The organism is Microbacterium sp. NPDC089698 (assembly GCF_044749045.1).
Lineage (GTDB): Bacteria > Actinomycetota > Actinomycetes > Actinomycetales > Microbacteriaceae > Microbacterium.
In genome coordinates this window covers 119488-137928 of record NZ_JBIVHE010000007.1, presented here as the reverse complement: position 1 = coordinate 137928, position 18441 = coordinate 119488, and the positions used below count along the sequence as shown (strand labels likewise).

At 69.2% G+C, this 18441-nt stretch carries 23 protein-coding genes; 11 read left to right on the top strand and 12 right to left on the bottom strand.

The window, feature by feature from the left end; all coding sequences use genetic code 11:
- Positions 1-6: 6 nt before the first annotated feature.
- The 3 genes from ACIPY5_RS17565 to ACIPY5_RS17555 are packed head-to-tail and all read right to left on the bottom strand — an operon-like array spanning position 7 to position 2004.
- Positions 7-831 carry an Fpg/Nei family DNA glycosylase gene (locus ACIPY5_RS17565; RefSeq protein WP_400972972.1) on the bottom strand — a complete coding sequence of 275 codons (825 nt, stop codon included), beginning with the start codon at positions 829-831 and terminating at the stop codon, positions 7-9.
- A gap of 43 nt (positions 832-874) precedes the next feature.
- Positions 875-1429, bottom strand: coding sequence for an isochorismatase family protein (locus tag ACIPY5_RS17560; RefSeq protein WP_400972969.1), 555 nt, complete (start codon positions 1427-1429; stop codon positions 875-877).
- Positions 1429-2004 (bottom strand): alpha/beta hydrolase, encoded by a 576-nt coding sequence (locus ACIPY5_RS17555; RefSeq protein ID WP_309341562.1) that lies wholly within the window; start codon positions 2002-2004, stop codon positions 1429-1431. The genes ACIPY5_RS17560 and ACIPY5_RS17555 overlap by 1 nt, the downstream gene beginning before the upstream one ends.
- A 156-nt stretch (positions 2005-2160) precedes the next feature.
- On the opposite strand from ACIPY5_RS17555, the gene ACIPY5_RS17550 reads away from it, so the two are divergent.
- A complete protein-coding gene (locus ACIPY5_RS17550) occupies positions 2161-2502 on the top strand; it encodes a YciI family protein (RefSeq protein ID WP_400972965.1) in 342 nt (113 codons plus the stop codon).
- On the opposite strand, the gene ACIPY5_RS17545 is transcribed toward ACIPY5_RS17550, so the two are convergent.
- The gene (locus ACIPY5_RS17545) at positions 2495-2656 is read right to left on the bottom strand and encodes a hypothetical protein (protein WP_400972962.1); all 162 of its coding nucleotides are present in this window, start codon (positions 2654-2656) and stop codon (positions 2495-2497) included. The genes ACIPY5_RS17550 and ACIPY5_RS17545 overlap by 8 nt on opposite strands.
- Positions 2657-2781: 125 nt before the next feature.
- Here ACIPY5_RS17545 and ACIPY5_RS17540 point away from each other — a divergent pair, with 125 nt between their 5' ends.
- The 5 genes from ACIPY5_RS17540 (at position 2782) to ACIPY5_RS17520 (ending at position 5579) form a co-directional block, all read left to right on the top strand.
- Positions 2782-3126, top strand: a complete 345-nt coding sequence (locus ACIPY5_RS17540) for a LysR family transcriptional regulator (protein WP_400972959.1) — start codon at positions 2782-2784, stop codon at positions 3124-3126.
- A gap of 106 nt (positions 3127-3232) precedes the next feature.
- On the top strand, positions 3233-3523 hold the full coding sequence (locus tag ACIPY5_RS17535; protein ID WP_309341569.1) for a hypothetical protein: 291 nt from the start codon (positions 3233-3235) through the stop codon (positions 3521-3523).
- Complete coding sequence (locus ACIPY5_RS17530) at positions 3523-4818, top strand: putative T7SS-secreted protein (RefSeq protein WP_400973273.1); 1296 nt, start codon at positions 3523-3525, stop codon at positions 4816-4818. Before ACIPY5_RS17535 ends, ACIPY5_RS17530 begins: the two co-directional genes overlap by 1 nt.
- A 173-nt stretch (positions 4819-4991) precedes the next feature.
- Positions 4992-5291: a hypothetical protein gene (locus ACIPY5_RS17525; protein ID WP_309341571.1), complete on the top strand. Its 300-nt coding sequence runs from the start codon at positions 4992-4994 to the stop codon at positions 5289-5291.
- Between the two features lie 3 nt (positions 5292-5294).
- On the top strand, positions 5295-5579 hold the full coding sequence (locus ACIPY5_RS17520; RefSeq protein ID WP_309341572.1) for a WXG100 family type VII secretion target: 285 nt from the start codon (positions 5295-5297) through the stop codon (positions 5577-5579).
- Between the two features lie 1149 nt (positions 5580-6728).
- Here the strand turns inward: ACIPY5_RS17520 and ychF are convergent.
- Complete coding sequence (ychF, locus tag ACIPY5_RS17515; RefSeq protein WP_309341574.1) at positions 6729-7802, bottom strand: redox-regulated ATPase YchF; 1074 nt, start codon at positions 7800-7802, stop codon at positions 6729-6731.
- Positions 7803-7833: 31 nt separating this feature from the next.
- Positions 7834-8574: a class I SAM-dependent methyltransferase gene (locus ACIPY5_RS17510; protein WP_400972953.1), complete on the bottom strand. Its 741-nt coding sequence runs from the start codon at positions 8572-8574 to the stop codon at positions 7834-7836.
- A 79-nt stretch (positions 8575-8653) separates the two neighbouring features.
- Here ACIPY5_RS17510 and ACIPY5_RS17505 point away from each other — a divergent pair, with 79 nt between their 5' ends.
- Positions 8654-9256 carry a 3'-5' exonuclease gene (locus tag ACIPY5_RS17505; protein ID WP_400972950.1) on the top strand — a complete coding sequence of 201 codons (603 nt, stop codon included), beginning with the start codon at positions 8654-8656 and terminating at the stop codon, positions 9254-9256.
- Positions 9257-9321: 65 nt separating this feature from the next.
- A complete protein-coding gene (locus ACIPY5_RS17500) occupies positions 9322-10653 on the top strand; it encodes a DNA recombination protein RmuC (RefSeq protein WP_400972947.1) in 1332 nt (443 codons plus the stop codon).
- Here the strand turns inward: ACIPY5_RS17500 and ACIPY5_RS17495 are convergent.
- Both ACIPY5_RS17495 and glpX read right to left on the bottom strand, forming a co-directional pair.
- On the bottom strand, positions 10628-10840 hold the full coding sequence (locus tag ACIPY5_RS17495) for a hypothetical protein (protein ID WP_045272196.1): 213 nt from the start codon (positions 10838-10840) through the stop codon (positions 10628-10630). The genes ACIPY5_RS17500 and ACIPY5_RS17495 overlap by 26 nt on opposite strands.
- A gap of 189 nt (positions 10841-11029) precedes the next feature.
- Positions 11030-12022, bottom strand: a complete 993-nt coding sequence (gene glpX, locus ACIPY5_RS17490; protein ID WP_309341041.1) for a class II fructose-bisphosphatase — start codon at positions 12020-12022, stop codon at positions 11030-11032.
- Positions 12023-12206: 184 nt separating this feature from the next.
- Between glpX and fbaA the strand changes: the two genes are divergently transcribed.
- Entirely contained in the window at positions 12207-13235 is a 1029-nt protein-coding gene (gene fbaA, locus ACIPY5_RS17485; protein WP_400972944.1) for a class II fructose-bisphosphate aldolase, read from the top strand.
- Positions 13236-13324: 89 nt separating this feature from the next.
- Here the strand turns inward: fbaA and ACIPY5_RS17480 are convergent, their stop codons facing one another.
- Positions 13325-13999 (bottom strand): zf-HC2 domain-containing protein, encoded by a 675-nt coding sequence (locus ACIPY5_RS17480; protein ID WP_400972941.1) that lies wholly within the window; start codon positions 13997-13999, stop codon positions 13325-13327.
- Positions 13996-14499 (bottom strand): sigma-70 family RNA polymerase sigma factor, encoded by a 504-nt coding sequence (locus ACIPY5_RS17475; protein ID WP_309341037.1) that lies wholly within the window; start codon positions 14497-14499, stop codon positions 13996-13998. Before ACIPY5_RS17475 ends, ACIPY5_RS17480 begins: the two co-directional genes overlap by 4 nt.
- A 253-nt stretch (positions 14500-14752) precedes the next feature.
- Here ACIPY5_RS17475 and ACIPY5_RS17470 point away from each other — a divergent pair, with 253 nt between their 5' ends.
- The gene (locus ACIPY5_RS17470) at positions 14753-15346 is read left to right on the top strand and encodes a DUF4822 domain-containing protein (protein ID WP_400972938.1); all 594 of its coding nucleotides are present in this window, start codon (positions 14753-14755) and stop codon (positions 15344-15346) included.
- 58 nt (positions 15347-15404) lie between these two features.
- Here the strand turns inward: ACIPY5_RS17470 and ACIPY5_RS17465 are convergent, their stop codons facing one another.
- Both ACIPY5_RS17465 and ACIPY5_RS17460 read right to left on the bottom strand, forming a co-directional pair.
- Entirely contained in the window at positions 15405-15962 is a 558-nt protein-coding gene (locus tag ACIPY5_RS17465) for a DUF6264 family protein (RefSeq protein WP_400972935.1), read from the bottom strand.
- Positions 15959-16972 (bottom strand): 4-hydroxy-3-methylbut-2-enyl diphosphate reductase, encoded by a 1014-nt coding sequence (locus tag ACIPY5_RS17460; protein WP_309341052.1) that lies wholly within the window; start codon positions 16970-16972, stop codon positions 15959-15961. Before ACIPY5_RS17460 ends, ACIPY5_RS17465 begins: the two co-directional genes overlap by 4 nt.
- 131 nt (positions 16973-17103) lie before the next feature.
- On the opposite strand from ACIPY5_RS17460, the gene xseA reads away from it, so the two are divergent.
- Entirely contained in the window at positions 17104-18441 is a 1338-nt protein-coding gene (gene xseA / locus ACIPY5_RS17455) for an exodeoxyribonuclease VII large subunit (protein WP_400972932.1), read from the top strand.

Here is an 18441-nt window from a genome sequence, read left to right as displayed (position 1 = left end):
GTCGGTTCAGGCCGCGGACCGTTCGGGCTGGCAATGGGGACAGAACTGCGCCGAGGCGCCGCCGAAGACGCGGTCGACGATCGTCGTCCCGCACACCGGGCAAGCCTCCCCGCCGCGCCCGTGCACTGCCATCGCGGCAACCTTGGCAGGCTTGAGCCGGTCGGGCGGCAGACCCCGCCGATCCGCGACGGCACCCCGCAGCACATCGATCGTGGCGTGGAAGAGCCGATCCCGCTCCTCGCCGTCGAGCAGGGCGGCGTGGACGGCGGGTGGGATCTTCGCGCGATGCAGGATCTCGTCGGAGTAGGCGTTGCCGATCCCCGCGAGCGAGGTCTGCTCCTGCAGGAGTGCTTTGATCTGCTTGCGCCGGCTGCCGAGGGCGCGCTCGAAGGCCTCGCGATCGAAGCCCTCCTCGAGCGGATCCGGCCCGAGTGCCGCGATGCCCGCGACGTCGGCGGGCGCGTCCACGACGTTGGCGGTGACGGCGAGGAAGTCGCCCATGTCCACGAGCTGCATCACCGCGCCGTCGTCGAGCGCGATCCGGGCGACCTCCGGAACGGGCTCGTCGCTCGGCGGATCCTCCGGCGCGGTCCAGCGGATCCAGCCGTTGCGGCCGAAGCCGATCATCAGCCATCCCTCGTCGGTGTCGAGGCCGACGTGCTTGCCGAAGCGCTCCAGACGCTGGATGCGCGCGCCGATCAGCGAGCCCGGCGGGCGATCCCGCGTCTTGATGATGCGGAACTCACCGACGTCCAGCTCGGCGATCGCGCGACCGCGGATCCGCTCGTCGAGGAATTCGACCAGCGCCTGCACCTCCGGAGACTCGGGCATGCGCCCATCCTCGCACCGGGGTCGGACATTCGCGCCAGGCTTCTCAGGCGAGTGCGACCTCGTCGTGTGGCACGACGGCGAACTCCTGCTCCGGATAGCGGAGCCCCGCGAAGTACATGTTGGTGTGGGCGACGATCTGCTCGCCCGTGATCCGGACGCCGTCCGCCGTCGTGTCGATGGTCGTGTGCGCGTCGCGCACGAGCGTGACGTCGTAGCCCTCCGCCGCCGCCCGCTGAGTCGTCGTGCGCACGCAGAAGTCGGACTGAGCCCCCGCGACGACCAAGCGGGTCGCGGCGTAGCCGTCGAGCACCGCCGGCAGGTCGGTTCCGGCGAACGCGTCCCGGTAGCTCTTGCGCACGAGAGGCTCGCCGTCGGCGCGGGCGAGCGGCGCCGCGAGCTCCCAGTCCGGCGTGCCCACACCGACGGGGTCGTGGTGCACCCACACCACCGGAGTGCCTTCGCTGCGCGCACGGCGCACGAGGGCTTCGGTCCTCGAGAGCACCCCGTGCTCGTCGAAGCAGCCGGGCATGACGCCCGCCTGCATGTCGATCACGAGGAGGACGGTGCGGCCCACCGACCGCTCGGCGGCGTCCGGCATCAGTCCCAGGCCAGGTAGTCCTCGATCGCGAACGCCGTGTCGACGGGGTCGCTCACGGGGAACAGGTGCCCGCCGCCCTCGATCGTCACGACGCTGGCGCGCTCCACCGCGGAGGCGCGCAGCTTCTCGCCGTTCGCCGGCGGCATGACATCGTCTTCGGAGCCCTGGATGATCAGGATCGGCACGGAGGGCGCGATCGGCACGTCGACGTCCTCGACGCCCAGCAGCAGCACGCCGAGGGCGCGGTCGGTGCGCTTCGCGGAGAGGGCGCGGGCGACCGTGCCGCCGACGCCGTGACCGCCGATCCACGTCGCGCCGATGCCGGCGTGGTCCATGACGTCGCTCGCGTCCTGCACCCGGTCTTCGAGCGTCGCGTCGTCGTCCTTGCGGTTGCCGATCCGCAGTACGCGGATCCCTTCACCGGCGAGGATGTGTGCGACCGATCCCAGCGCTCCGCCTTCGAGGCCGCGACCCGGGATGAGCACCAGAACGGGTCCGTCACCCTCCGACATCTCATCGATGTAGGGGATCGCGCGGCCATCGGGTTCGAAGATGCTGTTGTTCTCGGTAGTCACCGGGACATCGTACCGAGTCTCACCAGGGCCTCCGCTGGGGCGGTCGCCGGGGCGGCACGGTCCCCACGCGCTCCGCCACGCGGCTCGCCGGCACCAGATCCGCGGCGTACGATCGCGGCACAGCCCGTGATCACACGGGCGATGCGAGGAGCGGCGATGGCGCACTACATCATCTACTTCAACCAGCAGTGGGTCGGCGATCACAGCCCGGAGTGGGTCGCCGGACGCGGCCCGCTCGCCAGTGCTGTCGTGTCGGACATCGAGGACACCGGCGCCCTCGTCTTCGCGGCGGGCGTGCACGAGGACGACGATGCGGCGTTCACCGCGGACGCGACCAGCGGAGCGACGGTGATCGCCTCCGGCCCCTTCGCCCCGGGCGAGCAGCGCATCGGAGGCTTCACGATCATCGACGTCGCCGACGACGACACCGCCAAGGTCTGGGCAGGCAGGATCGCCGAGGCCTGCGGCTGGCCGCAGGAGGTGCGCCGGGTCAGCTGACCCGGTTCCCCTCGTCGGGCTCGGCGCGAAACAGATCCGCGATCTCCTCCTCCGGACGAGGCGCGATGTTCTCGTCCTCCTCGAGTTCCGGGATCGTGGGCTCGCCGGGCGCCGGGACATGTCGAGGCGTGGACTGCTCATCGGTATCGGACATGGCCGTGCCTCCTCTGGACGACACCGTCATCCTACGAGGGCGGGCACCTGCGGCGCGTGGGTGCGACGGCGCGGAAGCCCGTACGCTGGACGACGCCGCGATCTGTGCGCGAAAGGACGGACTCCATGAAGATCACCCAGCTTCGGCGGTTCGTCGCCGTCGCGGAGGAACTGCACTTCCCGCGCGCAGCCGCCCGGCTCGGGATCCCGCTCGCCGCGCTGTACTCGTCCATCGAGAAGCTCGAAGAAGAGGTCGGGCACCCGCTCGTCACCCGTGGAAGCTCAACCACCCTGACCAGCGCCGGCCTTCTCCTGCTCCCCGAGGCGCGCGACAGGATCGCCGCGGCCCCACCGCCTCCGCAGAAGTCGGATGCGCCGTCCGGTGGCAAGGCCAAGGCTTCCAAAGGAAAGGGCCGTGCTCCCGCCGTGAAGGGACAGCCCAAGCCCTACAAGAAGCGCCAGGGGCGCTGACGCGAAGATTGGGCGGCCTTGCCGTCGCCGCTGAGCGGTGACAGCGGACACGCGTCGGCCTGAGCGTGCGTCGCCTATCGTGAGGGTGTGGTTGGAGGGGGGCGTTGTGGGCGCTGACTACGGTGTGGACACTGATCAGCTGAGAGCGATGGCGTCGAAGACGGTCAGGATCGCCGAGGATTTCGGGAGCACGGATCTGCCGCGACCGGCGGCGTTGCATCACGCGGAGATCACAGAGGCGGTCCGCTGTTTCACGGAGAAGTGGGGCATCGGGTTGCAAACTCGTGTGGGCGAGTTGAATGACTTCGCGGACAAGTTGAAGACCACTGCCCGGATCTTCGACGAGGGACAGGATGCAGGAAAGCATGAGATGGACTCGCTGATCTGGGACTCGTGATGGAACTCGGTCAAACGCAGAACGCGGTCGATCTGATTCCAGGGTCACCGGCCAACGCACGATCCGGCGCAACCGACTGGCGTGACATCTCCACTCGGGCGGGTAGCACGCGTACCGCTTTCGCGAAGCTCGACGACGATGGCTCCTGGTCCGGCGCGGCCTACGACAAGTATCTGGAACGCTTCGAACATCAACTGTCGTACTGGCGGACAACGAGCGACACGTTCATCGCGGCAGCGAACGCACTCGAGAACTACGCAGGCGCGCTGGAATGGGCGCAGGGTGAAGCAGCGCGCGCGATCGAGATGTGGAACGCGGCCGAAGCGCAGGCCGTCGCGGCACGCGTTACCTACGACGAGCAGTTACGCACGATGTGGCGTAGTTCCGGTCTGCGCCACATCGAGGTCGATGTCCCGTTCGTCGACCCGTCCGGATCCGCGCACGAGGAAGCACAGCAGGTACTCGCGAACGCCCGGTACCAGCTGGACGTGCTGGCGACCGGGTACGCGAACATCATCGGCGAAGCCAGCGACGCGGCCCCGCTTCCGCTCACACCTGAGCAAGCGCAACAGGCCGTCATGGATGCCGCCGCGCGCACGATGATTGATGCGACCGTCGTTCACCCATTCCTGGCCGCTCTCAACTTCCTGGGAGGTGTCGCACAGAACCTCTGGGAGCATCCCGATCTCGTGCTGGAGATGCTCGGCGGCGTTCTCGGAATCGTGGGTGGTGGGGCGTTGATCGTCGGCGGTGGCGGGCTGGAGGTGGTGACGGTCGGCACAGGCACACCGATCGCTGTCCCTGCTGTTGTGGGCGGTGCCGCCCTCGCGAGCGGTGGCGCCGGACTCCTCGGCGACAGCATGAACCGCATGTTCCGCGAAGCCAAGAGCAGCGACCGGCAACCCGGTGTGAATCGTGGTGACGGACGTGACGACGGCGGCCACTGGACCAACCGCGACCCCGACGCGCCCATCCCCGACTACGCACTCAAAGAACAACAAGGCCTCGACCTGATCCGTGACGAGCGTGGTGTGAACATCATTTCTGATAAGGTGCGCGTCAACTACGACGGGTCAGGGAGGACGGCCAGATACTACGATGGCATCTATCAAAAACCTGACGGAACGTACGCAGGCGTGGAAGTGAAGTCCGGGAGCGCCTACGACGATTACTTCCGGAATGGAAATCCGCAGCGCATATTCGATTCTGGGGTCAATCCCGAGAATCCAGCGACCGGAATCTACAATGGTGATGTGATTCAAATCACCGAAGTAAAGGTGGTGCATGTTCCATGAACATGACAAAAACTCATGGCGAGCAGATCGGCGGGGGGACGTCCGGCTATCTTGAGGAGTGGGGCCGCCCAATTTCGGATGGCATTCATCGCATCTTGTCAAGAATGAACGGTGACGATCGCACGACGTACTCCATCTGGCGGCTTGCGGAGCCGGGTGGTGATCCTCGCCGTATGGGTGAGACGTTCATCCAGGCCGCAGGCAGCGCCGACAAGCTGGCGATCGAGGCGCGGGTGATGACCTCCGACGGAACCTCGCACCTCTACGCGGTGGGACGCCAGGAACCCCACAACAACGAGACGACGACCGTCCCCATCAGCGACAAGCGCATGGTTCGTGTATTCACGAACGAGATCTTCACCGCCGACGAGGCTGCCGTGATCTTCATGACCTTCTACCTCACCGACGCCGTCGCCCAGCCGTACCAGCTGCGGGAGATCGATCTCAGCGTTCCGCAGTCCGAGGAGCGGTAGTTCATGCAGATCCGTGTTCGCCACAACGACATCGCGGGCCTGGTGGCAGACATGGTCATTGCTCGCAGGAACATCGCGAGCGTGTTGGAAGACCTCGATCGACGGTCACAGCAGCTGCAGTCGGACTGGTCAGGTGAGGCACGCGACGCATATCGCGTTGCACAGACGCAGTGGCTCTCAGCCCTGGAAGCGATGAATGACCTGCTCCGCGAGCTCGCCCGCCGGCTCGCGAACACGAACCAGCACAGCATCGACGCCAGCAGATCAGCCGTCAGTGTCTGGCAGTGACCAGATCCTCAAGGCTGTCCTCTCCGGGCCTCCAGGCCGTCCATGCGCCGTCAGCGAAGCCCGTCAGATGAGCGACCTCGACGTCGACATTATCCGCCTGGTTACCCATCGAACCACAGCTGCACGTAGCCGCTGAGGACGAACTCGACCGAGTAGATCCGGTTGCCGACAAGGCGCGATAACAGCTCGTTCGGCACATAGCCGGACCGATCGCTCATACGACCGCCAACGGCTCGGCAATCTCGCGGTGTCGAGGACGGATGACCGCCGGATCACGCAGCGAATGCACACGAGAAACCTAGACGTTGAACCGGAACTCATCGACACGGGTGCGGAGGACGTCTCCTAATTTGCAGGGGCCTGCGCGCGGATCAGATCCTGGATCTCGTCGAGTTCCTACGCCTGCACGGTGAGGATGTGCGTCTCGCACGGGCGGATCATTCCAATGAGCATGGATTCAAGCTTAGAGCGACCGCTCGGGAGCGCTTCGAAGGACCGAGCGAACGGCTACCCTGCGTAAGGTGTTGGTGAGCCATTCCTGCATCGGCAACGTCAACAGCGGAACCTCAACCGTGGTGACGAACCCGACATCAGAGAAGAGCTTGCCCCCATGCCTGTCGCCGTCCGCCAGAGCTCGAGTCCCGAGATCTCGAGCACCGTGTCGCGGTTCTCAACGAGGTCCTCGGCGCTTCGTTCTGCTGGCGTCAGGCTCAGCGCGATCGGCTTCGTAGCCGCACTCAGAACGACCGGCGGGAAGAGCGTCATTGCCGCATCGGCATCGCGGCCCACTGGGGTGCGACGCTCAACAGGATACGGTCGGTAGCTCAGGTTCCGCAGCACGGGAGTCTCGAGCCCCTCCCACGCCCTCCGGGACACAGACCCCACGACACTTGTCCATTGCGGCTCGCCGTGATATTCGATCATCTCGATGTACCGGGATGCTGCCATCGGCTGCTCGGGGTGAGTCGCAATGATGGGTCCGGGGATAACCGGTTCGTCAGGGGTGAGCTGCCCTCGAAGAAACGCTCTGCCCTCTGGAGACTTGACCGCGAGTCCGTCGCCCACCACAGGTACGTCGGCGGAAGGTCCCGTATCGCCGTCACGCATCAGTTCGGGTAACCGTCTGGCATGTACACCCACACGAGAAACCTAAACGTTGAAGCGGAACTCCACCACGTCGCCGTCCTGCATGACGTAGTCCTTGCCCTCAAGGCGCGCCTTGCCCTTGGAGCGGGCCTCGACCACGGATCCGGTGTCCACCAGGTCCTGGAACGAGATGACTTCGGCCTTGATGAAGCCCTTCTCGAAGTCGGTGTGGATCACGCCCGCCGCCTGAGGAGCCTTGTCGCCCTTGTGGATCGTCCAAGCGCGCGCTTCCTTCGGGCCGGCCGTGAGGTAGGTCTGCAGCCCCAGGGTGTCGAACCCGATGCGCGCGAGCTGGTCGAGGCCCGACTCGTCCTGACCGGTGGAGGCGAGGAGCTCTGCGGCGTCCTCGGGATCCAGGTCGATGAGCTCGGACTCGATCTTCGCGTCCAGGAAGATCGCCTGCGCGGGAGCGACGAGAGCGGCGAGCTCCGCCTTGCGGGCGGCGTCCGTGAGCACGGCCTCGTCGACGTTGAAGACGAAGATGACCGGCTTCGAGGTCAGCAGGCCGAGCTCCTTGATCGGAGTCAGGTCGATGCCGCTCGTCGAGAGCAGCTGGCCGCGCTCAAGCGCATCCTTCGCGGCGTTGGCGGCGTCGAGCACGGAGGCGTCGGTCTTGCGGCCGCGCACCTCCTTCTCGATGCGCACGATCGCCTTCTCGAGCGTCTGCAGGTCGGCGAGCATGAGCTCGGCGTTGATCGTCTCGAGGTCGTTCTTGGGGTCGATCTCACCATCCACGTGCACCACGTCGTCGTCGGCGAAGCCGCGGACGACCTGCGCGATCGCGTCGGCCTCGCGGATGTTCGCGAGGAACTGGTTGCCCAGCCCCTCCCCCTCGCTCGCGCCGCGCACGATGCCGGCGATGTCGACGAACGACACCGTCGCGGGCAGGATCCGCTCGCTGCCGAAGATCTCGGCGAGCGCGTTCAGCCGCGCGTCCGGAAGGTTCACCACGCCGACGTTCGGCTCGATCGTCGCGAACGGGTAGTTCGCCGCGAGCACGTCGTTCTTGGTGAGGGCGTTGAAGAGGGTGGACTTGCCGACGTTGGGCAGTCCTACGATTCCGATGGTGAGAGCCACGGGGTACGAGTCTACCGGGGTGCGCCTCGACTCAGGATCCGCGGATCGCGCGATAGGCGGCCGTCACGTACGGCATCGACAGCGTCGCACCCTCAGCGAGGCCGAGCTCGTCGAAGAGCTCGTCCATGGCCCGCGCGATCCGCACCTTCTCCTCGGGCGGCGACGTGATGATGAGGCTGCGCGAGCTCGCCATCGCGTGCAGCTCGGCGCGCGTCATGTCCCGCGACCACTCCCAGCGCCGCTCCTCGAGCTCGCCGAACGGAGCGGCGACGCGCACGGCGTTCTCGCCGATCATCTCCTCCGCCGCGCTGCCGCCCATGATCTCGGTCAGCCGTCGCACCCACTCGGTGCGGTCGTCCCGCACGTTCCAGACGAGCCCGAGCACGCCACCGGGCCGCACCACGCGGCCGATCTCGGCGGAGGCGGCGACGGGATCCACCCAGTGCCAGGCCTGGCCGAGAGTGGCGGCGTCGGCGCTCGCGTCGGCCAGCGGCAGCGCCTCCGCCGTGCCGGTCACGGCCTCGACACCGGGCGTCTTCTCCCGCAGGGCCTCGAGCATCTGCGGATCCGGATCCACGGCCGTCACGCCCGTGCCGCCCAGGGCCAGCACGGCGCGGGTGAGTTTGCCGGTCCCCGCACCGATGTCGACGACCGCCCTGTCGCCTTCCGCCAGCGGCTCCAGCAGCCAGGCGACCGCGTCCGACCGGTACTCCGGCCGTCCCTTCTCATAGCTGCCCGTCTCGGATCCGAAGCTCGTCGCACGTTCGACCATGGGCCGAGCCTACGCCCGGATCCGTACCGCCCCGGCGCGCCTGGACGACGCAGGCGCCTCCGCGACGGAGGGTGGATGCGTGGCACTGGACTTCACCGCGATCGACTTCGAGACGGCGAACTCCTCCCCTGCCTCTGCGTGTGCGGTGGGCCTGGTCCGCGTCAGGGACGGCATCGTCGTCGCGCAGACCGGCTGGCTGATCCGCCCTCCGGCGGGGCACGACGCCTTCCAGGAATGGAACGTGCGGATCCACGGCATCGAGGCGCACGAGGTCGTCGACGCCGACGGCTGGAGTGAGCAGCTCGACCGGCTCTGCGCGTTCGCGGGCGCCGACGTGCTCGTCGCGCACAACGCGGGCTTCGACCTGAACGTGATCCGGCGCGCCTGCGAGGCCACGGGAGACGAGTGCCCACCGTACGAATCGCTCTGCAGCCTGAGCGTCGCACGCAAGGTGTACGACCTCGACTCCTACAAGCTCCCGGTCGCCGCAGCCGCCGCCGGCTTCGGGGCCTTCCCGCACCATGACGCCCTCGCAGACGCACGTGCGTGTGCGCAGATCGTGATCGACGCGGCCCGGCGCACGGCGTCGGGCACGGTGCAGCAGCTCGCCGACGCGATCGGCGTGCGCCTCGGCGCCCCTCTCGCCCCCGCCGCGCCGCAGAAGGTGCGCGCCGCCGCCTGACGCCGTTCCGGCCGCCCACGGCCGGGCTCTCCCGCGATGTCCGTGGCCCCGCCCATGATGGACGCATGGACGCGCTCGCACTGCTCATCGCCGCACTCACCGCCGTGGCGGGCCTCGCGCTCGGCTGGTTCCTCGGCCGCAGCCGCGGCGCCGCCGATCTCGCCCGCGCCGACGCAGAGCTCGCCGTCGTGCGCGAGGACAGGGACCGGCAGAACGACCTGTACCGCGACGCCGTCGAGCATGCGCGCCGCGAACAGCACGACGCCGCGGAACGCGTCCGTCAGGAGAACGCCGTGCTCACCGCGCTCGCCCCGGTGCGCGAGAGCCTGCACCGCATGCAGCAGACCGTGACCGTGCTGGAGCGCGAGCGGCACGCCCAGTTCGGCCAGCTCAGTGAACAGCTGCGGCGCACCGAGGAGAGCGGCGAGGCCCTGCGCTCCACGACCGAGTCGCTCGCCGGGGCGCTCCGCTCGACCTCCGCGCGCGGCGTGTGGGGCGAGACCCAGCTGCGGCGCGTGGTGGAGGCCGCCGGCCTGACCCGGCACGTCGACTTCGACCTGCAGGCCACGATCCACTCCGATGCGGGGCACGGCCGCCCCGACATGGTGATCCGTCTCGCCGGCGGCGCGTCGATCGCCGTGGACGCCAAGGCCCCGCTCGACGCCTTCCTCGCCGCGGGAGCACTCGGATCCGAGGACCCGCAGCGGCGCTCCCTCATGCAGCAGCACGTCAAGGCCGTGCGATCGCACATCGACGCGCTGGCGAAGAAGGCCTACTGGTCGGGGCTCGAGGTGAGCCCCGAGTTCGTGATCTGCTTCCTGCCTACCGAGTCGCTGCTGTCGGCCGCGCTCGACGAGGATCCGGCTCTGCTCGACTACGCCTTCAACAAGCGCGTCGCCTTGGCCACCCCGGTCAACCTGTGGGCCGTGCTGAAGACCGTGGCCTACACCTGGAAGCAGCAGGAGCTGTCCGCGGAGGCGGCCGTGCTCCTCGATCTCGGCACGCAGCTGTACGACCGGCTCGGCGTGCTGGCCGGCCACGCCGACGACCTGCGTCGCGCGCTCGAGCGCACGGTCGACAGCTACAACCGCTTCGCCGGATCCCTCGAATCCCGGGTGCTCGTGACGGCGCGCCGCTTCCCCGGCGTGGACGCCGATGTGCTCACCGCCCCGACGACGCTGACCGCTTCGACGCGGCGGTTCACCGCCGATGAGCTGGCATCATCCGCGGATGCAGGCCATGCGGAGGGGATCCGTGCAGACCTCGGCGAGCTGCGTGCCCGACTGAGCGGTCAGGACGCGGACGCCCCTGCGCGGATCGACCGGGACTCCGACCGCGGTGAGCACCACGATCGGACCGATCAGGAGGAGGTCACGCGCTCCCGGGAACCCCGCTGAGCAGAGCGACGACCGTGGCGGAGAAGAGCACGAAGGCCCCGATCATCCACCAGGCGCTGATCTCGTGGCCCTCTTCGCGGCGCACTCGGAAAAGGACGTCGGTGCGGCGAGCGGCATCCATCTCGACGATCTTGACGGATCCGGTGTCGGTGACCGTCTCCTGGCGGTAGATCTTCTCCGCAGCCATCGTCCACGCTCCCCTGCTCCGCATTCCGAACCGCGCTGAATGCGCCGTGCACGCCGGTCGGCGCCTCCTCCATTGTGCCAGGTGACGCCGAGAAGACGCGGAATGCGATCAGGTCGTTACCCGCGGGCCTCCACAGCAGGCTTCCGCGGCACCGCCTCCCTCAGGGAGCCGGTGCCGTGTGCAGAGCGGTCAGAGCCACTTCGAGACGAGGTGCTCCGAGGCGATACGGCGCAGGGTTCCCGACGCGCTGCGCAGCACGACGCTCTCCGTGTAGAGGTAGTCGCCGTCGCGGCGGACGCCGGCGACGAGCTGTCCGTCGGTCACTCCGGTGGCGACGAAGATCGTGTTGTTGCCGCTCACCAGGTCGTCGGCCTCGTAGACCTTGTCCATGTCGAGTCCGGCGTCGATGCCGCGCTGGCGCTCGTCGTCGTCGCGCGGCCACAGGCGGCCCTGGATGTGCCCGCCGAGCGCCTTGATCGCGCACGCCGTGACGATGCCCTCGGGGCTGCCGCCCACGCCGATGCACATGTCGGTGCGCGCGCCGTGACGGGCCGCATTGATGCCGCCGGCGACGTCGCCGTCGCTCATCAGACGCGTGCCGGCGCCGGCGTCGCGGATCTCCTGGATGAGCTGCTCGTGACGCGGACGGTTCAGCACGGAGACCACGATCTCCTCGACCGGCTTGCCGAGGGCGCCGGCCAGGCGCTTGATGTTCTCGGCCACGGGGAGGCGGATGTCGACGACGCCGACACCGGCGGGGCCCGTGACGAGCTTGTCCATGTAGAAGACGCTCGAGGCGTCGAGCATCGTGCCACGATCGGAGACCGCGATCACCGAGAGCGCGTTCTGGCGGCCGGCCGCGGTGAGCGACGTGCCGTCGATCGGGTCCACGGCGATGTCGCACTGCGGGCCCGTGCCCGATCCGCTGCCGACGTGCTCGCCGTTGAAGAGCATGGGGGCGTTGTCCTTCTCGCCCTCGCCGATCACCACGCGACCATCGAAGTCGACGGTGCCGAGGAAGGCGCGCATCGCGTCCACGGCGGCGCCATCGGCCGCCTCCTTCGCGCCGCGCCCGATGAACGGGACGGCGCGGATCGCCGCGGCCTCCGTCGCACGGACGAGCTCCAATGCGAGGTTGCGGTCGGGGCTGAGGGGGCTGAGATCGGCTGTGAGGCTCACCATGCACCCCAGCGTAGGCGCGGGCAGGTTACGGATCCGCAGATTTCCGCGCCAGGAAACCGAAAGATCGGCTCTTCTTTACCAGGCCGAAGATCCGCGTTCTCGGGCCCGCCGTCACGCGCTCTGAATCGCCGATCCTGCGGCGCTAGAGTGGCACCGACCCCCGTCGTCCAGCACAGGAGAAGCCATGCCCGTTGCCACCCCGGATCAGTACGCCGAGATGCTCGACCGCGCGAAGGCGGGCGGCTTCGCCTACCCGGCCTTCAACGTCTCCAGCTCGCAGACCATCCACGCCGTGCTGCAGGGTCTGACCGAGGCCGGATCCGACGGCATCATCCAGGTCACCACCGGCGGTGCCGACTACTTCGCCGGCCAGACCGTCAAGGCCCGCGCCACCGGCGCGCTCGCCTTCGCGAAGTTCGCCACCGAGGTTGCGAAGTCCTACCCCGTCACCGTCGCGCTGCACACCGACCACTGCCCGAAGGATGCCCTCGCCGGCTTCGTGGAGCCGCTCATCGCCGCTTCCGAGGAAGAGGTCAAGGCGGGCCGCAACCCCATCTTCCAGTCGCACATGTGGGACGGCTCGGCCGTGCCGCTCGCGGAGAACATCGAGATCGCCCGCGACCTCCTCCCCCGCATGAAGGCGATCAACGCGATCCTCGAGGTCGAGATCGGCGTCGTCGGCGGTGAGGAGGACGGCGTCGCGCACGAGGGCTCGAACGAGGCGCTCTACACGACGTTCGCGGACGTCGACCAGGCCGTGCAGGCTCTCGGCCTCGGCGAGCAGGGCCGTTACATCGCGGCCCTCACGTTCGGCAACGTGCACGGCGTCTACAAGCCGGGTGGCGTGAAGCTCCGCCCCGAGCTGCTCGGCGAGATCCAGCAGCAGGTCGCCGCGAAGTACGGCACGGGCGCCAAGCCGCTCGACCTCGTCTTCCACGGCGGATCCGGCTCCACCGACGCGGAGATCGCCCTCGCAGTCGCGAACGGCGTGGTGAAGATGAACATCGACACCGACACCCAGTACGCATTCACGCGCTCGATCGCCGGCTACATGTTCAACAACTACGACGGCGTCCTGAAGGTCGACGGCGAGGTCGGGAACAAGAAGGTCTACGACCCGCGCGCCTGGGGCAAGGTCGCCGAGACCGCGATGGCGCAGCGCGTCATCGAGTCGACGCGCCAGCTCGGCTCCTACGGCCAGTCGAAGAGCTGACCACCGGCACCGCAGAAACCGGCATCCAGGAGCGCCGCGGGAGTCCCTTCCCGCGGCGCTCCTGTCGTCTCCGGATCGGCCGTCGAGGATCACCCCGACGTCGAACCGTGGCCGATGTCCTGACGCAGCAGGACCGTGCCCGCCGCGTTGCGGATCTCGACGGTGCGGATGTCGGACAGCGGCTGCGCGGTTCCCGCCGAGAGGGTCGCCGTGCGTCCGGGATCGGCCTTCCAGGTCGAGAGGTCGGTGCTCTTCCCGTCACCCCCGACGACCGTGAGGACGTAGGTCCAGCCCGCATCGGGAGCGTCGGCGGCGTAGAGGCAGGCCATGTCGATCTTCGTCCCCCAGGCGACCGGGGTCAGCGAGACCGTCGCGCTCAAGGGCACCTCACCGGCTCCCTTCATGGCGACGGAGACCGCCGGCCGCGGAGCGAGCGCGACGAGCGCGACGGGCACGGCGACGGCGAGTGCGGCCGCGATCCCGACACCGGCCCACAGCGCGCGGCGCCGGGAGCGCCGCCTGGCCCGGGCGATCGACAGGAGCTTCGGCCCCGCGGGGTCGACGTCCTCGGTGCCGATCCGCGCCGCATCGTCCGCGTGCACGCGCGACAGCAGCCCCACGGCGGGGACGAGTTCCGCGAGCGCCGCGCGGCAGTCCGCGCAGACCGCGAGATGCGCCTCGTACCGCGCACGATCCGCCGCGGACAGCGCGCCCATCGCATAGGCGGCGTCCCACGTCGCGAACGGATCCGGATCCACGCTCACCGGATCACCCCTCTCTCCTGCAGCGCGAGCCTCAGGGCCCGCAGTCCGTAGTGCATCCTCGACTTCACGGTGCCGCCCGGGATGCCGAGCTCGGTCGCGATCTCGTCGACGCTGCGGCCTCCGTAGTAGCCGGCGACGATCACCGCGCGATGCTCCGGGCTGAGGTCTGCGAGCGCGTCCTCGATGAGGATCGCGTCGAAAAGCCGGTCCGTGACGTCCCCCGAGACCCGCTCGGGGAGGTCGGCCATCGACTGCTCATGGCGCCGCCGGGCGCTGCGCGCCTCGTCGATGACGAGGTGCCGGGCGACCGTGAACATCCACGCCCGGGTGGTCGTCACCTCCTGCTCCAGGATCCGCGGCGTGCGCCAGGCACGCAGCAGCGTCTCCTGCACCACGTCGTCCGCCGAGGCGCTGCTCCCGGTGAGGTGCACGACGTAGCGGCGGATCGGTCCCGCGTGCACGTCGTAGAGCGCCGTCAGCCGCTCGTCGTCATCGTCCACAGTCGCCTCCTCACAGGGAAACGAGGCCCGTGCCCCGAAGGTTCACCGGTGGGCGAGACGTGGCCGTGCCCACCGCGAACCCGGATCCCGAGGCGTCGTGCTCCCAGTATGGACGCTGCGTGCTCCCGTGATCCGTTCGATCCGTTCGATCCGTCGGGACGGCATCGGCGCCGCGGGATCATCCGGTCGGCGAGGCCCGGAATAGCCGATCGGCCGATGCGGGGGCGAGATCCGGATTCCTAACGTGGAGGACATGAACATCTCCCTCTCGCGCAGGCTCATCGCCGCCTCGACCATCGCCCTCGCCGCCGTCGCCGTCATCCCCACGACGGCCGCCGCAGCCGCCCCGACCGCCGCGGTCGCCGCCCCCTTCGCGAAGAAGGCCCTGCCCCCGTCCGAGACGCTGGCGTCCACACCGTGGAAGACGACGAGCGCACGCGACGCCCAGGGGAACCGCGTGGCGCTGGACGACCCGGCCGTGTCGAACTTCGTGGGCTGGGCCTACTTCAAGGCCGATGGCACCTTCACGATGTACAACCTCGACGACAGCCCGAAGATGCACGGCGACTGGAGCGTCGCAGCCGACGGCTCGTCGCGCTGGATCGCCGCCAAGGACGCGAACGGCGCGGTGCTGTTCCAGCGCGTCGTGCCGATCGTGCAGCTCGACAAGAACGTCTTCACCTACCGGGTGTTCCCGAACGCGGCCGACCAGAGCGTGTACTACGACATCGTGCACACCAGGACCAACCACGTCGAGCCCGGCACGGGAGGCCGCGGTCCCGGCGCGCATGGCGGCCACGGCACTGGGAACGGCGGCTACCACTTCAACAACGGCAACGCGCACTGATCCCCGGATCGCGAAGAGCCCGGTCCCGCAGGGGCCGGGCTCTCACGGTGGGAGGGGTCTACTTCTGCATCTGCCCGCTCAGGTAGGACATGACAGCCGGATCCGTGAAGAACGGCACCATCATGCAGATCGCCGACAGGGTGACGAACACGACCCCGCCCGCGACCGGGAGCCACCAGGTGAGCTTGCCGCGTCGCAGCCGGAGCACCGACCAGGCGGCGGTCGCGATCCAGCCGACGATCAGGACCACGCCGGCGACCATGCCCCAGACCCGCGCCTGCCCGTAGTTCGAGAAGGTGCCGGAGATCCCCACCGCCTGCAGCATCGTCGTCATGAGCGAGGAGGGGTTCATGAACGTGATGATCGAGGTGATCACGTTCCAGAGCCCGTAGGCGAGAAGCGCGATCGATGCCATCCGGTCGACCGGGTGTGCCGGGCGCTCCCCCGTCGCCGCTGCGGGAGCGGCAGGCGGGGCGACAGGCTCCGCCGTCGGCGAAGCAGGAACGACGGGCGGTGGCACCAGCGGCCGTCCCGATCGCCTGCTCTGCTCCTCCGGGGTCGCGTACTCGCCGAAGGCCGGCCGGCGCGGCTGCTCCACGGAACCGGAATCGGTCATCGGCTGCGTCCGCCCAGAGCCCGCTCGTCGCGCTGACCGGAGACATCCTGGCGCAGTTCCTTCGGCAGCGAGAACATCAGGTCCTCCTCCGCCGTGCGCACCTCCTCGACATCGCCGTAGCCGGCCTCGGCGAGCGCCTGCAGCACCTCCTGCACGAGAACCTCCGGCACGGAGGCGCCACTCGTCACCCCGACCGTCGTGACGCCGTCGAGCCACTCCTGCCGCACCTCGTCCGCGTAGTCCACGCGGTAGGCGGCCTTCGCGCCGTACTCGCGCGCCACCTCGACCAGGCGCACGCTGTTGGAGGAGTTGGCGGATCCGACCACGATCACCAGATCCGCGTCGGCGGCGACCTTCTTGATCGCGACCTGCCGGTTCTGGGTGGCGTAGCAGATGTCGTCGGACGGCGGATCCTGCAGCTCCGGGAAGCGCGTGCGCAGCCGGTTCACGGTCTCCATGGTCTCGTCGACGGAGAGCGTGGTCTGGGAGAGCCAGACCACCTTGGACGGGTCGCGCACCTCGACGGTGTCCGCCTCGGCCGGGGAGTTCACCACCGTGACGTGGTTCGGGGCCTCTCCGGCGGTGCCCTCGACCTCTTCGTGGCCGTCGTGGCCGATGAGCAGGATCTCGAAGTCGTCGCGGGCGAAGCGCACGGCCTCGCGGTGCACCTTGGTCACGAGCGGGCAGGTCGCATCGATCGCGTGCAGGTGACGGTCCTCGGCGGCGGAGACGACCATCGGCGAGACGCCGTGAGCGCTGAAGACGACGTGCGAGCCCTCGGGGATCTCGTCCACCTCGTCCACGAAGATGGCGCCCTGCTCCTCGAGCTCGGTGACCACGTGGATGTTGTGCACGATCTGCTTGCGCACATACACAGGGGCGCCGTAGCGCTGCAGGGCCTTCTCCACCGCGACCACGGCGCGGTCGACACCGGCGCAGTAGCCGCGCGGCGCGGCGAGCAGCACGCGCTTGCGGCCGTCGACGGGACGGTCCTGGAGCGGCTCGCGCACGGCCGTGGGGCGGCGGCGAGGGATCTGCGGCACGGGCAGCGCGACGGGAGAACTCACGCCCCGATTCTACCGGCGGCGTCCTGACAGCCGGCCGGGATCCGGCAGAAGGCCATTGCTACGCTGGGGAGGCGATGACCGTCTTCGAAGCCGCCTCCGTCCCCGGTGAGGCCCCGCCCGCCGACTCCGTCGCGCCGCGCGAGTCCTCTGCGGACGCTCCGACCTCCATCGCGAGGCTGAACGCGACGATCCGCGACTTCGTGGCCCAGTGGGGCACGGTCTGGGTCGAGGGCGAGATCACCAGCTGGAACGTGCGCGCGGGCAACGTCTTCGCACGTCTCAAGGACACCCGCTCGGACGCGCAGATCTCGATCCGGGTGTGGTCGAGCGTGCGGGCGCGGATCCCCGCCGACCTCGCGGTCGGCGACCACGTGGTCGCTGCAGTCAAGGCCGACTACTTCGTCAAGGCCGGCGACTTCAGCTTCACGGTCTCGGCGATGAAGCACGTCGGCCTCGGCGACCAGCTCGAGCGTCTTGAGCGGCTGCGCGCGCAGCTGCGCCAGGAGGGCCTCTTCGACCCCTCGCGCAAGAAGCCGCTCCCCTTCCTCCCCCACGTGATCGGACTGATCACCGGTGAGAACTCCGATGCCGAGAAGGACGTGCACCGCAACGCCGAGCTGCGCTGGCCTCAGGTGCGCTTCCGCACCGTGCACGCCGCGGTGCAGGGCGATCGCTGCGTGCCGGAGACCCTCGCGGCACTCAAGGTGCTCGACGCGGATCCCGAGGTCGATGTCATCGTCATCGCGCGCGGCGGCGGGGATCCGCAGACCCTTCTCGGCTTCAGCGACGAGCGCCTGGTGCGCGCGGTCGCCGCGGCTGCGACTCCCGTGGTCAGCGCGATCGGGCACGAGAACGACCATCCGCTGCTGGACGACGTGGCGGACCTGCGCGCCTCGACACCGACCGACGCCGCCAAGCGGGTCGTGCCCGATGTCGGCGAGCAGCGCGCGCTCGTCGCGCAGCTGCGGGCCCGGGCGACGACCCGGGTGTCGCAGCGCATCGCGCACGACATCGCCCAGCTCGAACAACTGCGGTCCAGGCCCGTGCTGCGGAATCCGGAGCCGCTCATCGAGCGCCGTGCGCAGGAGGTGTGGCTGCTCGCCGCCCGCTCCCGGGACACGCTGGGACGCGCGATCGACACGGCCGGGAGACGCACGGCCGAGCTGCGCGCCTCGCTGCGCGCGCTGTCGCCGGCGGCGACCCTCGCCCGCGGATACGCGATCGCGCACCGCGACGACGGCGTGATCGTCCGCGACCCCGCCGACGCCCCGGCCGGCACGGCGCTCACCCTCACCGTCGACCGCGGCTCGCTGCGGGCCGTCTCGGAGGGCGAGATCGCCGAGTCCCGCGATGCCGACGGTCCTGCCGCGGGCTCCGCCGCACCGGCCGAGGGCTCCGACGCGCGCCGGTAG